The organism is Microvirga zambiensis WSM3693, from assembly GCF_016735695.1.
Taxonomy (GTDB): domain Bacteria; phylum Pseudomonadota; class Alphaproteobacteria; order Rhizobiales; family Beijerinckiaceae; genus Microvirga; species Microvirga zambiensis.
Map to the genome: position 1 here is coordinate 156,589 of NZ_JAERQD010000006.1, position 12,785 is coordinate 169,373.

A 12,785-nucleotide genomic window follows, 5' to 3' on the forward strand; every position below is an offset into this window, starting at 1 on the left:
CCATTTTTAAGAGGAACACGCATGAGCACGATCCGGCTGACCATGGCGCAAGCCGTCGCCCGCTTCCTGACGGCGCAGAAGACTGAAATCGGCGGAAAGATCCTGCCGCTCTTCGGCGGCGTCTGGGCGATCTTCGGCCACGGTAATGTGGCCGGCATGGGCGAGGCGTTGCACGGCGTGCGCGAGACCCTTCCCACCTTCCGCGGCCACAACGAGCAGGGCATGGCCCATGCGGCCATCGCCTTCGCCAAGGCCTCGCGCCGGCGGCGCATGATGGCCTGCACCACCTCCATCGGCCCCGGCGCCACCAACATGGTGACCGCCGCTGCGGTGGCGCATGTGAACCGCCTGCCGGTTCTGCTCTTGCCGGGCGACGTCTTCGCCAACCGCAGACCCGATCCGGTGCTGCAGCAGGTTGAGAGTTTTTCCGACGGCACCGTTTCGGCCAATGACTGCTTCCGCCCCGTCTCGCGCTATTTCGACCGCATCTCCAGGCCCGAGCAGATCATCCCGGCGCTGCAGCGCGCCATGACCGTGCTCACGGACCCCGCCGAGTGCGGACCCGTGACGCTGGCCCTGTGCCAGGACACGCAGGCCGAGGCCTACGATTATCCGGAGAGCTTCTTTGCGGAAAAGATCTGGACGCCGCGCCGCATCCGCCCCGACGAGGCGGAACTTGCGGAGGCCGCAGACCTCATCCGCAAGGCGAAGAAGCCCTTCATCGTCGCAGGCGGCGGCGTGCTCTATTCCGACGCGGAGAAGGCGCTCGCGAGCTTCGCAGAGAAGCATGGGCTCTTCGCCGGTGAAACGCAGGCGGGAAAATCGAGCCTGGCCCATGATCACGCGGCCAATCTCGGTGCCGTCGGCGTCACCGGCACGGGTGCAGCCAATGCGCTGGCCGAAGAGGCCGATGTGGTGATCGCGGTCGGCACGCGCCTGCAGGATTTCACCACCGGTTCCTGGGCCCTGTTCAAGAACCAGAACCGCCGCATCGTCGGCCTCAACGTGCAGACCTTCGATGCGACGAAGCACAATGCATTGCCGATCGTGGCCGACGCACGTGCGGGCCTGGAGGAGCTGAGCCGCGCGCTCGGCACCTGGAAGGCGCCGGAGGCGTGGACGGCGAAGGCGCGCGAGGAGAAGTCGCGCTGGTTCGACACAGCCGCCCGCTACACGGATCCGACCAATGCGGAGCTGCCCTCCGATGCGCAGGTGATCGGCGCAGTGCAGCGCAACTCGCAACCGACCGACGTGGTGGTCTGCGCCGCAGGCGGGTTGCCGGGCGAGTTGCACAAGCACTGGAAGGCGAGCACGGCTCTCGGCTACCATATGGAATACGGCTATTCCTGCATGGGCTACGAGATCGCCGGCGGGCTCGGCGTGAAGATGGCCGATCCCTCGCGCGAAGTGATCGTGATGGTGGGTGACGGCTCCTATCTCATGATGAATTCCGAGCTCGCCTCCTCCGTGATGCTGGGCCAGAAGCTCACCGTGGTGCTGCTCGACAATCGCGGCTATGGCTGCATCAACCGCCTGCAGCGCGCCACCGGGTCTGAGAGCTTCAACAACCTGCTGCAGCACACCAACCACGTGACGCTGCCCGATATCGACTTTGCGGCCCATTCAGCAAGCCTCGGTGCGCAGGCGATCAAGGTGAAGGGCATCGGCGAGCTGGAAGACGCGCTGAAGAAGGCACGCAGCGCCGAGCGCAGCACGGTGATCGTCATCGACACCGATCCGCTCGCCTCCACCGATGCGGGCGGCCATTGGTGGGATGTGGCGGTGCCGGAAGTGTCCGTGCGCGAGCAGGTGACGACGGCGCGCAAGAATTACGAGGATGCCCTCAGCGCGCAGCGCGTGGGCGATTAACAAGAATAAATGGAAAATCACCTCATCCTGAGGAGCCGCGAAGCGGCGTCTCGAAGGAGGTTCCAGAGATCACTGGTTCCTCCTTCGAGACGGGCCTAAAGGCCCTCCTCAGGATGAGGGTAGAGATGAAGCAGCGGTCTTATGAGTACGACACTCAAAAACCGAGAGAGTACAGAAGGAACAGAACATGACGATCCGCATCGGGGCCAATCCCATCGGCTGGTCCAACGACGACATGCTGGAACTCGGCGGTGAGACGCCGCTCGAGGTGTGCCTGGCCGAGGCCAAGGAAGCAGGCTTCGAGGGCATGGAGCTCGGCAACAAGTTTCCGCGCGAGCCGGAAGCGCTGAAAAAGGCACTGGCGCCTTTCGGGTTGGCTTGCGTCTCCGGCTGGTACTCCGCCGAACTCCTGAAGCGCGATGCGGATGCCGAGATGAAGGCCCTGCGCCCGCATCTCGACCTCCTGAAGGCCATGGGCTCGAACGTGCTCGTCTTCGCCGAGACCTCGAACGCCATCCATGGCGACCGCTCGAAGCCGCTTTCGCAGCGCCCCGTTATGAAGGATGGCGACTGGGCCGAATTCGGGCGCCGCATCACTGACGTCGCCGAGAGAACCCTGCAGGAAGGCGTGCGCGTGGTCTATCACCACCATATGGGCACGATCGTGGAATCGGAGGCCGATATCGACGCCTTCATGCGCTCCACGGGCGAGGCGGTGCATCTCCTTCTCGACACCGGCCACGCCACCTGGGGCGGTGCTGATCCCGCAGCGCTCGCCCGCCGCTACCGCAGCCGCATCAGCCACGTGCACACCAAGGATGTGCGCAAGAGCGTGATGGAGACGTCGAAGGCGCAAGGCTGGAGCTTCCTCGATTCCGTCATCGAAGGCGTCTACACGGTGCCGGGCGACGGCATGGTGGATTTCGTCTCCGTGTTCAAGGAACTGCCGGGCTATAGCGGCTGGGTGGTGATCGAGGCGGAGCAGGATCCGAAGAAGGCGCATCCGCTGACCTATGCCAAGATGGGCTATGCCAATCTCACCCGGTACCTCACGGAAACCGGCCTGCGTTAAGGAGCGCTCACGATGTCGAACCTCCTCGTCAAACCATCGAAGCCCGATGGACAAGGGCGCATCCACGCCATTACGCCGCAATCCGCCGGCTGGACCTATGTGGGCTTCGAGGTCTACCGGCTCGGAAGCGGCCAGAGTGTGAGACAGGCGACGGGCGACCGGGAGGCCTGCATCGTGCTGCTCTCAGGAAAGGCGCGCGTCTCGGCCTCGGGCCAGGATTTCGGCACGATCGGCGGGCGCAACTCGCCGTTCGAGCCGGACCCGTGGTCGCTCTATGCGCCCGCCCGCTCCGAATGGTCGCTCACGGCAGAGACCGATTGCGAGATCGCGGTGTGCACGGCGCCGGCCGAAGGCAAGCTGCCAGCCCGCGTGATCGGCCCCGATCAGGTCGGTCAGGAAACCCGCGGCAAGGGCACGAACACGCGCCATGTGCGCAACATCCTGCCGGAGTCGGAGCCCGCGGAAAGCCTTCTCGTGGTCGAGGTCATCACGCCCTCGGGCCATTGGTCGAGCTATCCGCCGCACAAGCACGACCGGGACATGCTGCCGAACGAGTCGCTTTTGGAGGAGACCTACTATCACCGCCTCAACCCACCCTCGGGCTTTGCCCTGCAGCGGGTCTATACGGATGACCGCTCGCTCGACGAAACGCTGGCGGCTGCCAATGGGGACGTGGTGCTGGTGCCGAAAGGCTATCACCCGGTCGGCGCTCCGCACGGCTACGAGCTTTACTATCTCAACGTGATGGCCGGGCCGAAGCGGATCTGGAAGTTCCACAACGATCCGGATCACGAATGGATGCTGAAACAGGCCTGAGACCGCCGGTCCCTTGATCCGCTCGAGCCTTTCGGGCATGAGGCGAACAGAGTTTCCTTATACGAGGCCCCATGTCCTGGTCCGATCTCGGCTCGCGCGTCTTCAAGACCGTGCTCGCGCTCGTGAGCGCGATCGTGATGGATTACGCCTTTCTGAACGGGCGCATGACGCGACAGGCCGTGACGGGAATCGAGCGAATGGCCGCCGACGCGCCGGTTCTCATCGACCGGCTCGTGACGAGCGCACTCAACATCAAGTGGCACCGCTAAAACAGCGGCCCCCGTGAGGCGCGCGTCAGATGCTCTAGCGGTTCAGGCGCTTGCCATCAGGTGACGCTCGATCTCATGGACCGGGTGCTTCGTAAGGTCCTTGTTCACCTCAGCCACGATCCGTCGCTTCACGGCGTCCGAGAATCGGTTACGAAGCTCGGCCAGGGTGCGCGGAGGTGCTGCCACGACAATATCCTTGACCGCGCCATTCGAGCAGACCGCGTTGAGCGCCTCGGCCACTTCTCCCGCGAATTTCCGCTCGGCGAGATCATGCCAGTCGGTCTGCTCGACTGCGCTGCGTTGGTCCATCATGGCAGCCCGTCCGGGCTTGTCCGTACCCTGCTCGCGCGTCGGCAGATTGTCCGGAGCCTCGAGAACCCGATCCACCTGGAGGTTCGGATGGAGGGCATTGCCCTCGTTCTTCAGGAAAAGGGCCTTTCGGCCGTCACTGACAAGAATCAAAGCGTCATGGGAAAGCTTGAGCTGTTTGCTCACGGTCACGCTCCTTGTGACGGGAGGCATTCTTCGGCAATCGAGTCGGCGGTGATTCAATTCATATCATATCACAGACACTCGTTCGTCGCCCATCGCACCCGTTGATGCGAATGAGGAGCTACCGCCGCTCCTCGAGCGCCCGATCCGTGCGTCCGGGCCGCGGGCGCTCCGGATACCAATAGGCGCCGCGACTGGGAGCATAGACCCTTGGATAGGCACGACGAGGAGCGTAGCGATGGCGATAGGAAGACCGATAGCGGTCCCGGACATAAACCCTGCGTCCGTTGCGATAGACGTTTCTGTCGCGCACATATTGGGCGCTCGCGTAGGAGCCGCCGTTCCAGATCCCCGACCGCTCGCTCGCCTGCACCGATGGCATCGATGAGACCGCAGCCGCGCCGCACAGGGCCAAGGCCGCGAGAGACGACTTCAGAATACGCGAAGAAAACATACCGCTCTCCGGTGAAACGCAACGGTCGAGCAACGTCATGATCGGCCGCTTCGTTCCAGGAGCCGGTTTCACAAGCTCGGCATAGGACCGGCGCAGCCTCACGAATTGAGCTCAGAACGATGCCTCGCCGTCCCTTGGTGTTCGAGCGCACACCGCGGGCAGCGCTCCTCGAACGGAACTTGGACAGGGTCGTTTCTTCCCCGAATGCGGCATCGGCTGCATGCCGAGCGAAAGAAGACGAAGATGACCATCCTCGACCCCATTTCCGGAAACCGCGTCACCATCAGCGCACCCGGCAAAACGCGCGGCCAGGCTGCGGAGAGCGGCCTCGACATGCGTCATGCCGTTCTGCCGGGCGCAGTGGAAACGAAGACGGGTCGGCAGGAGCTGAACCTTGCACGAAACCGGGCAAGTTGCCCGAGTGTCGGCGGGAATTCTGCGAGCTAGCGCATCGCGCTGCCCCCGAGGGCCGCTTCATTGAAAACCTGCCAAGATTGTCCGCTGCCCCTCCTGCATCGGCGATTGCATTGAATCCGATGCTCTGAAAAATGCACTAGCCCCGCCGGTCGACCGGCGGGGCTAGCGTTACGCAGGCGGATCAGATCTTAGCGCTTCGAGTCGCCGCCCCGGCCTCCGCCGCCGCCCTTACCACCGCCGTCGCTGTCGCCCCCACGACCGCCTTTACCGCCGTCGTCGTTGCCACCTTTGCCGCCGCCGTTGCTATCGCCGCCGCGGCCGCCTTTGCCACCGTCGTTGCCGCCACGGCCGCCATCGCTCTTACCGCCATCGCCCTTGCCGCCGCGATCGCCGCCGGAGCCCTTTCCGCCGCCGTGACCGGAATCATCCCGGCCACCGTCGTTGTCACGATCCCCACGGCCGCCTTTGCCGCCATCGTTTTGGCCGCCACCGCCGTAGCCGCCACCTTTTCCTCCGCCATGGCCGCCATCGTCGCCGCGACCTCCGTGGTCTCCACGACCGCCCTTGCCGCCGCCTTCATGGCCGCCGCGGCCGGGACCATCGTTGCCGTGATCGCCTCTCCCGCCGCCGTGACCTTTGCCTCCACCGCCATGGCCTTTGCCACCGCCGTCATCGCCCCAGCCGCCGCCGTGGTGGCCACCATGGCCTCCGCCGCCGCTGTGGCCACCGCCGCCGCCATGACCTCCACCGCCACCGTGGCCACCGCCGTGATGACCACCACCGCCGTGATGACCGCCACCGCCATGGTGTCCGCCTCCGTGGTGTCCGCCACCGCCCGGATTGTTTCCGCCGGGAGTCCCACCGCCCGGGTTCGTGCCGCCACCCGGATTGCCGCCGTCACCGCCGCCGGGATTGGTTCCGCCCCCTGGATTGGTCCCACCGCCAGGATTCGTTCCGCCACCTGGGTTCGTCCCTCCTCCCGGGCTGGTCCCTCCGCCTGGGCTGGTCCCGCCGCCCGGAGATGTCCCGCCACCGGGATTTGTACCTCCGCCTGGGGCCGAACCGCCCGGCTGCGCACCGCCGGAGCCGCCTGTTCCAGAGGAGCCGCCCTTCGAGCCGCCGGAGCCGCTGTTGCCCTTGCCCGGCGCGTTGTCCGAATGGCCACCGCCGCCGGAGCCGCCGGTTCCGGAATTGCCGCCTCCGCTCGAACCGCCGCCCGGCGTCGTGGGGCCAGTCCCGCCCGGGTTGGTGTTCGAGGCGAAGCTTTCGCGCGGGCCGCCATGATCACCCGGCCGATCGGTGTTGATCAGGCCGTATGCGCCCAGGCCCAGGACCGCCCCGGCGAGGTTCTGGCGCTGCAGGGGCGTCTGGACCTGGCGCTGCGCCGGCTGAACGATCTGGCAACGGCATGTCGCAACACCCCGGACCCGAACATGGCGGCAATTGGTGTAATCCGACGGGTTCGGCACGGCGGGGACGCAGACCTGCGCCACGCGGGCCGGGCGAGCCTTGTTCGCCGGCGCGGCCATGGAACTCGAGATGGCCGTGAAAACGGCGACAGACGACAAAAGGGTAGCTGCGCCTGCCAAGGCAAGCTTGTGGGTACGCTTCATACTTTACTCCCGAGCCAAGATGGGAATTTCCGGAGACCCCGGATAAGAAAGTCTCGCTGAGCAAAGAATATTAAAAGGAATTGGTTCCGGTAATCGGTCTTCCTTGGTACCCCCTGAACACAACCTACCATTTTATCAGTAATTATACCTTCTTAAGGATTACCTCTTCGGTTTAATCCCTAAGTAAACTACGGTTTTATCATCTGTAGAGAGCAATACTATTGGATATTTCATTGTTGTTCCGCGGAAAAACTTTAGTCGAATGATTCGCGCAACTCCAAGATCTTCAGCTTTATCAGCCGATGCGCGGAAGCTCGCGCTCGTGCTAAGCTCGCCGCAAGATCGGAGGGAACGGACATTCAATCTCTGCCGATAGCTCACCCCGATGAGGGCAAGGGGACCACAAGCGTCGCGGCTCCGTCCGCCTATCTCACAGCCGTTCTGTGCTGGCTCCTCTCGGCCGGCGTGTATATCGCCGCCAAGTGGGCCGCTCCCGAGATGCCGCCCTGGGCGCTCTGCTTCTGGCGGCTGACGCTCGCCTGCGCGATCCTGCTGCCGATCGTGCATCGTCACCACGGGGCGATGATCGCGCTTCTCCGGTCACGGGCGCTGGAAGTGCTGATGATCGGTACCATCGGCCTGACGCTCTGCCAGGGCATGATCTATACCGGCCTCAGCCACACCGACGCGACCACCGCCGGCATCATCATGGCGCTGTCGCCGGTCATGACGATGGTGCTTGCCCGTTTCGTGCTCGGCGAGCCGCTCGGACCGTGGAAGGCGCTCGGCGCGCTGCTCTCCCTGGTCGGCATGGCTGTGATCGTCGCGCGCGGCGATCTTGCCGCCCTGATGCGGCTCCAGTTCAGCGCTGGCGAGTTGTGGATCGTCGGCAGCGCAATCTGCTGGGGTCTCTACACCGTTCTGCTGCGCCGCGCCAAACTGGGCATCGAGCTCCTGCCCATGGTCGTGCTGCTGCTCGGCGCCGGCGCGCTGACCGCCCTGCCCTTCTATCTGTGGGAGCTGCTGTCGGGCGAACGCTCCTCGCTGCATGCCAACGGCCTTTTGGCGCTTGCCTATGTGGCCGGCCCGGGCGGCGCCCTGATGTATTACCTCTACAACCGCAGCGTCGAGACGCTCGGAGCCGGCCGCGCCAGCATGCTGCTCTACCTGCAGACGGTCTTCGTCGCGATCCTCGCCTATCTGTTCCTCGGCGAAGGCCTGCACGGCTACGACCTTGCCGGAGCAGCCTTCATCGTCGCCGGCCTCGTGCTCGCCAACGCGATCAGGCCGAAACCCCGCTCAGCCCGGGCTGCATAGCCGCCAACGTGAACGACAGAGATGCCTCAACTTATGAGGGGTTGGAGGATGTTAAGGAACGGTCGGACCGGCGGCGCCATCCAATTCGCCCTCATCCTGCAGGCCTTCGCTCTCCAGCTGCATCTCATAGGGCGTGCGGGCCCGCTCATAACGGGTCGCCGAGGTCGATGCCGGCTCGAACAGCTCGTCGATCTCGACATTCGTCGGTCGCCTTTGCTCCTTGCAAAGATCCGCACAGATGCTCCGGGTCGCCCGCCTGTTGCTGGCCTCGATCCGCTTGTTGAACTTCTGCTGCTGCTCGAGCCATTTGTCGTGACTTTGGGGAACCTGAGCATTGGCGACATTCGCGAGAAAGAGGGCCGCCATCGCCAGAGGAAGTGATTTCAGTCGCATCATCATGCTGCCAACGATGATCCTGTGAGGAGAGGACAACAGACTCTGTTGTATCGTCGCAGTATCTAATATGGCGGCGCTGAAGCGGAAAGGCTCTCGCCAGTCGTAGCCACGGACTATAAAGGGTGGAATCTTCCCTTACGGCACCTGATCCGCGACACTTCGACCGACGCTCTTCAAAGTTTCTCAAAATTCGCTAAGGTGCGATTGAGGTAGTCCCTAAGAGAGAGCGCGGCGTGATTGTCATCTACATGATTGCGGCTTTGGTCGGCGGCATCGTCAGCTGCCTGCTGCTCTGGCCCTATGGAGCAGCCGTCGCCATCGTCAGCATGCCGTTTGGCGGGAGCCTGGCTGCGCTCCTGGCCGCAAGCCTGGGTTACCTGCGCGCCTCGGACAAAGCCAAGGCGCATGAGAGCCGTTCAAGCGATCTGGACGACCTCCGGAAGCTGCGATCCGCCGAACGCCGTTAGAGCGGTTCGCGATCCGGCGGTCACTTTCATTTTTGAGACTGCACTCCAGCCTTGTTCCGCAAATTTCGAAGGGCGTCGACAAGCTGGGGATGGGCCCTGCTCTTGAACCCGGCCAGCGCGCGCCGGCGCATGTCGATCAGCCTTCCCCTGACACTGAAGGCTTGCCCGTGCTGGTAGAGCTGCTCCTCCTCGTCGGCCCAGCGGCCCTTGTAGGATTCCGAGCCGATGGAGAAGTCGAAAAGCGATATCCCGTTTTCGCAGCTCCAGCGGATCACTTCAGCGAGCAGCAGGCTTCCCGGGGAATAGGCTCTGTAGCTCTCGAAATCGCTGCATTGAATCAGCCCATAAAACCGACCGCGCCAGACAAGTCCGAAAACACCGGCAATCATGCGATCGCCAACCGTGAGAGCACAGCTATGGGCGATGCCGCCGACTTCCTCCTGAGCAAGCGTGCGATAGAAGTCCGTATAGGCCGGCTGACCGAGCAGATCGCAGACGCCGTTCGCACGGCACCAGGCCGATTTATGCTCCAGGATGGATTGCATTAAGGCATCGGCCGCGTCCGGATCGGACGCCACCCGCAGCTCGACCGGCCCGATGGCTTCCAGTTTCCGACGGGCGCGCCGCAACTCGCGGTTCATGTTGCTGCTCCGCGTCTTCATGTAATCCGTGAAGTCGGAGCTGAGAGGGCAGTTGAATGCCACGAGGTCGTCGTAACAAGTCAGTTGAGTGAAGGGGTTGCGCGCCTCTCCGATGACGGATGGCATCTTCTGCAGGTTCACGGCGTCAACGCGGCCGACGCGTTCGAGAATCTGCTGCCAAAGCAGCGAGAAATCCTGTCCGTCAAGTTCCGCCGCGAAGTCCGGACGGATGATAGGCGCATTGTAGTCGCAGATGCCGAAGTCGATGAATTCGAGAACCCGCAATGCTCCCTGCTGGCGCTCGACCAGGGGAATCAGCATCAGAGGCGCACCGTCTTCGCTGCTTACAAGAACGATGGCCGGGGTCGCGGACAAGGCTGTCCCGACATTGTCCAGAAGCAGGGACATCCAGCCGTAGGTCTGGAACGCCGTGCAGCAGGCTTCGTTTTGAAAACCTCGCCATACCGCCTGTAGCAGCTCGTGCGAGCGAAAGACTTCTATCTTGAGATGCCAGCTCAATTCGATGTCCATTCCAGTTTTTCAATGAAAGCATAGTTCATCTCGACCGAAATGAACCGATCGACTAACTCACACGAATTCTATTCTTGGGCGCGGCATGCCGTAAAACCATTTCTCTTTGGGAGATGTCACTACCACTTCGGTTAGACGCGAAGCATGTCCTCAATTTTCATGGACATATCCGAAATTGCTAAGATGATCCGGCGCGCCTCGCACGAAGGCTCATCGAGCTGCCTTCTCCCCGCGGCCAGAGACAGCCTGGATGCCGGCATCTTGACGGGAATCGCTGCTCGGAAACCGCGCCGGAAATCCGCCACGCGGCAAGGCGCTCCGCAAAAGGAGCGTGGCTTTGGCCTAGAGGTTCTTGGAAAAGAATGGCGCACCCGACACGATTCGAACGTGTGACCTTTGCCTTCGGAGGGCAACGCTCTATCCAGCTGAGCTACGGGTGCTTGAGGCGATGAGCCTGATCCATTCCCTATCCGATTACCCGCCCCAGAGCAACCTCTGGCGGCCCTGGTTTAAGGCACCTCACCCATTTCCATCTTCCGGTGGACCGGGCGTGGCGCCGGGCCTGCCGCTTCGAAAGTGAGGCGGCAGGCCCGGTCGCAGCGTCACGCCTCGTCGGCAGCCGCCCTCTGGCGCGAGATATAGCCGATGGCGACCACCAGGACGGCGCCGAGGATGGCGGTCGGGATCTCCGCTTTGTGGCCGAGTTCCTGGCCGAGCTTTTCGACGAGCCAGGGATCGGACACCAGCATCTCGCCGGCCACCCAGCCGAGCAGGGCGGCGCCGGCCCAGATGAGAAGGGGCATCCGGTCGAGAAGCGCCATGATGAGGGCGGCGCCGGCGACGATCAGCGGGATCGAGATGGCAAGCCCGACGGCGAGCAGGAAGGTGGAATCCTGCGCCACCGCGGCGATGGCCAGAACGTTGTCGAGGCTCATGACCGCATCGGCGACCACGACGGTCCAGACCGCATGCCAGAGACGGTCCGTCTCTTTCACGTTCCCTTCGTCGTCGTCGCCGCTCAGAAGTTTTACGGCGATCCACAGGAGGAGGAGACCGCCGATGATCTTGAGGAAGGGCGTGGACAGGAGCGCCGCAACGAGCACGGTGAAGATGATCCGCAATCCGACGGCGACGCCGGCGCCGAGGACCATGCCGATGCGGCGCTTGTCTTCCGGCAGGCCGCGGCAGGCCAGCGCGATGACGACGGCATTGTCTCCGGACAGGATGACGTTGATCCAGATGATGCCGAGCAGTTTGAGGGCTTGAGGGAGGAGAGCTTCCATGATGCAAAACTTGATTTGAGATTGCCGAGGCCGGTGAGCCGGAACAAAGCGCGGATGCGGCGGTTCGGCAGAAAAATGGGCGCGCCTTGCCGGCACGCAGCGGCGTTTCGAGGACCTGGGGCGAAGCCGCGGGCCTGCTTAAAGGGAAGCCTTGGGTGGACCTGTCGCGTGCGGAACGCCCGACAGGCCGGCAATAAGGATCGCACCTGGAACGCTCAGGTTCAGGCGTTGCCTCGCGAGGTCATCGCTCGGACGACAGGGCGAGCCAATGAGGGCAGGATCCAGACCACCGTCGCCATCCTCGAAAGCGTCGCCGCAAGCCTCACCGTCCGCTTCTGCCCCATCGGGCAGTTCGGCCAGCGAGAGGACTTGGGCGGGATCGTTCAGGAACGGGGAGCTTGCTCCCTCCGCGACAGGAAGCCACGCGAAAAGGAGCAGCCCGAGCAATGCCTGCGCGATGAAACGATGAATGCGGGGTCGGGCCAAGGCTCTGTCCATCCGAGCGAAAGGTGCTCCACGGCAGCGGACACCCTTTCTCCTACCCCGGCCGGAGGGTTCAGGGCAACCGCGGCCGGTCGAATGATCGTGCCGAATGTTGCCGCAGAGAAGATCGACCCTCAGCGCGCAGCTTTGCGCTAGATCTTAATAGACATTGGCCGGCGGCAGCTTGTCCTTCACCATTCCGATCGGGCGACTCGCTCAAGCTTGCTTTCCATAGGAGAGCTCCATGGCAGCCCAGACCGAACATGTTGCAATTCTCAAAGACGCCTATGCGCAATGGGTCGATGCCCGAGGCAACGATTGCGGATGCTGGATGAACATCATCGCCGATGATGTCTCCCTCGGCTCGCTGGCGGAAGGTTCGCCAGAAGTCCCCTTCACGACGCGCCGCACCACCAAGTCCGGCGTACAGGCCTATCTCGACGACCTGATGCGCGACTGGGAGATGATATCTCACAGCATGAACGACTTCATCGCCCAGGACGACCGCGTCGCCGTGATCGGACGGGCGATCTGGCGCAATAAAGGCACGGGAAAGATAGCAGATACCAGGAAGGTCGATATCTGGCGCTTCCAGGACGGCAAGGTGGTCGATTTCGAGGAGTATTACGACACCGCCCGGCTCATCGCTGCCGCGACACCGTAAT

At 63.4% G+C, this 12,785-nt stretch carries 15 protein-coding genes and 1 tRNA gene; 8 read left to right on the forward strand and 8 right to left on the reverse strand.

What is annotated here, in order from left to right:
- Positions 1-21: 21 nt before the first annotated feature.
- The 4 genes from iolD to JKL46_RS07180 all read left to right on the forward strand — a co-directional run bounded on the left by iolD (position 22) and on the right by JKL46_RS07180 (position 4,026).
- The gene (gene iolD, locus JKL46_RS07165; protein WP_201831304.1) at positions 22-1,869 is read left to right on the forward strand and encodes a 3D-(3,5/4)-trihydroxycyclohexane-1,2-dione acylhydrolase (decyclizing); all 1,848 of its coding nucleotides are present in this window, start codon (positions 22-24) and stop codon (positions 1,867-1,869) included.
- A 187-nt stretch (positions 1,870-2,056) separates the two neighbouring features.
- On the forward strand, positions 2,057-2,941 hold the full coding sequence (gene iolE, locus JKL46_RS07170) for a myo-inosose-2 dehydratase (protein ID WP_201831305.1): 885 nt from the start codon (positions 2,057-2,059) through the stop codon (positions 2,939-2,941).
- Positions 2,942-2,953: 12 nt separating this feature from the next.
- Entirely contained in the window at positions 2,954-3,757 is an 804-nt protein-coding gene (gene iolB, locus JKL46_RS07175) for a 5-deoxy-glucuronate isomerase (protein ID WP_201831310.1), read from the forward strand.
- Positions 3,758-3,828: 71 nt separating this feature from the next.
- Complete coding sequence (locus JKL46_RS07180) at positions 3,829-4,026, forward strand: hypothetical protein (protein ID WP_201831311.1); 198 nt, start codon at positions 3,829-3,831, stop codon at positions 4,024-4,026.
- A gap of 42 nt (positions 4,027-4,068) precedes the next feature.
- On the opposite strand, the gene JKL46_RS07185 is transcribed toward JKL46_RS07180, so the two are convergent.
- Positions 4,069-4,521 (reverse strand): baeRF12 domain-containing protein, encoded by a 453-nt coding sequence (locus JKL46_RS07185; protein ID WP_343074028.1) that lies wholly within the window; start codon positions 4,519-4,521, stop codon positions 4,069-4,071.
- Between the two features lie 118 nt (positions 4,522-4,639).
- Positions 4,640-4,972, reverse strand: a complete 333-nt coding sequence (locus JKL46_RS07190) for a hypothetical protein (protein WP_201831313.1) — start codon at positions 4,970-4,972, stop codon at positions 4,640-4,642.
- A gap of 243 nt (positions 4,973-5,215) precedes the next feature.
- Between JKL46_RS07190 and JKL46_RS07195 the strand changes: the two genes are divergently transcribed.
- Positions 5,216-5,419 (forward strand): hypothetical protein, encoded by a 204-nt coding sequence (locus tag JKL46_RS07195; protein ID WP_201831314.1) that lies wholly within the window; start codon positions 5,216-5,218, stop codon positions 5,417-5,419.
- A gap of 158 nt (positions 5,420-5,577) precedes the next feature.
- Here JKL46_RS07195 and JKL46_RS07200 read toward each other — a convergent pair whose 3' ends face one another.
- Positions 5,578-7,002: a hypothetical protein gene (locus tag JKL46_RS07200; protein ID WP_201831315.1), complete on the reverse strand. Its 1,425-nt coding sequence runs from the start codon at positions 7,000-7,002 to the stop codon at positions 5,578-5,580.
- Between the two features lie 357 nt (positions 7,003-7,359).
- On the opposite strand from JKL46_RS07200, the gene JKL46_RS07205 reads away from it, so the two are divergent.
- Positions 7,360-8,319, forward strand: a complete 960-nt coding sequence (locus JKL46_RS07205) for an EamA family transporter (RefSeq protein WP_201831423.1) — start codon at positions 7,360-7,362, stop codon at positions 8,317-8,319.
- Between the two features lie 51 nt (positions 8,320-8,370).
- Here the strand turns inward: JKL46_RS07205 and JKL46_RS07210 are convergent, their stop codons facing one another.
- Complete coding sequence (locus JKL46_RS07210) at positions 8,371-8,718, reverse strand: hypothetical protein (RefSeq protein WP_201831317.1); 348 nt, start codon at positions 8,716-8,718, stop codon at positions 8,371-8,373.
- A gap of 230 nt (positions 8,719-8,948) precedes the next feature.
- Between JKL46_RS07210 and JKL46_RS07215 the strand changes: the two genes are divergently transcribed.
- Positions 8,949-9,182, forward strand: a complete 234-nt coding sequence (locus JKL46_RS07215) for a hypothetical protein (RefSeq protein ID WP_201831319.1) — start codon at positions 8,949-8,951, stop codon at positions 9,180-9,182.
- 26 nt (positions 9,183-9,208) lie between these two features.
- Here the strand turns inward: JKL46_RS07215 and JKL46_RS07220 are convergent, their stop codons facing one another.
- The 4 genes from JKL46_RS07220 to JKL46_RS07235 all read right to left on the reverse strand — a co-directional run bounded on the left by JKL46_RS07220 (position 9,209) and on the right by JKL46_RS07235 (position 12,123).
- Entirely contained in the window at positions 9,209-10,354 is a 1,146-nt protein-coding gene (locus tag JKL46_RS07220; protein WP_201831321.1) for a GNAT family N-acetyltransferase, read from the reverse strand.
- A gap of 363 nt (positions 10,355-10,717) precedes the next feature.
- Positions 10,718-10,794: transfer RNA gene (locus JKL46_RS07225), tRNA-Arg, on the reverse strand.
- Between the two features lie 162 nt (positions 10,795-10,956).
- Complete coding sequence (locus tag JKL46_RS07230) at positions 10,957-11,637, reverse strand: TerC family protein (protein ID WP_201831323.1); 681 nt, start codon at positions 11,635-11,637, stop codon at positions 10,957-10,959.
- 138 nt (positions 11,638-11,775) lie between these two features.
- A complete protein-coding gene (locus tag JKL46_RS07235) occupies positions 11,776-12,123 on the reverse strand; it encodes a hypothetical protein (protein ID WP_201831324.1) in 348 nt (115 codons plus the stop codon).
- Positions 12,124-12,364: 241 nt separating this feature from the next.
- Here JKL46_RS07235 and JKL46_RS07240 point away from each other — a divergent pair, with 241 nt between their 5' ends.
- Entirely contained in the window at positions 12,365-12,784 is a 420-nt protein-coding gene (locus JKL46_RS07240; RefSeq protein WP_201831326.1) for a nuclear transport factor 2 family protein, read from the forward strand.
- The last annotated feature ends 1 nt before the right edge of the window (position 12,785 follow it).

Excerpts from the sequence above, each read along its gene's own strand:
- JKL46_RS07230 (WP_201831323.1), bottom strand. The coding sequence starts at position 11,637 with ATGGAAGCTCTCCTCCCTCAAGCCCTCAAACTGCTCGGCATCATCTGG.
- iolB (WP_201831310.1), top strand. The coding sequence starts at position 2,954 with ATGTCGAACCTCCTCGTCAAACCATCGAAGCCCGATGGACAAGGGCGC.
- JKL46_RS07240 (WP_201831326.1), top strand. The coding sequence starts at position 12,365 with ATGGCAGCCCAGACCGAACATGTTGCAATTCTCAAAGACGCCTATGCG.
- JKL46_RS07220 (WP_201831321.1), bottom strand. The coding sequence starts at position 10,354 with ATGGACATCGAATTGAGCTGGCATCTCAAGATAGAAGTCTTTCGCTCG.
- JKL46_RS07210 (WP_201831317.1), bottom strand. The coding sequence starts at position 8,718 with ATGATGATGCGACTGAAATCACTTCCTCTGGCGATGGCGGCCCTCTTT.
- JKL46_RS07180 (WP_201831311.1), top strand. The coding sequence starts at position 3,829 with ATGTCCTGGTCCGATCTCGGCTCGCGCGTCTTCAAGACCGTGCTCGCG.
- iolE (WP_201831305.1), top strand. The coding sequence starts at position 2,057 with ATGACGATCCGCATCGGGGCCAATCCCATCGGCTGGTCCAACGACGAC.
- JKL46_RS07190 (WP_201831313.1), bottom strand. The coding sequence starts at position 4,972 with ATGTTTTCTTCGCGTATTCTGAAGTCGTCTCTCGCGGCCTTGGCCCTG.
- JKL46_RS07195 (WP_201831314.1), top strand. The coding sequence starts at position 5,216 with ATGACCATCCTCGACCCCATTTCCGGAAACCGCGTCACCATCAGCGCA.
- JKL46_RS07200 (WP_201831315.1), bottom strand. The coding sequence starts at position 7,002 with ATGAAGCGTACCCACAAGCTTGCCTTGGCAGGCGCAGCTACCCTTTTG.
- iolD (WP_201831304.1), top strand. The coding sequence starts at position 22 with ATGAGCACGATCCGGCTGACCATGGCGCAAGCCGTCGCCCGCTTCCTG.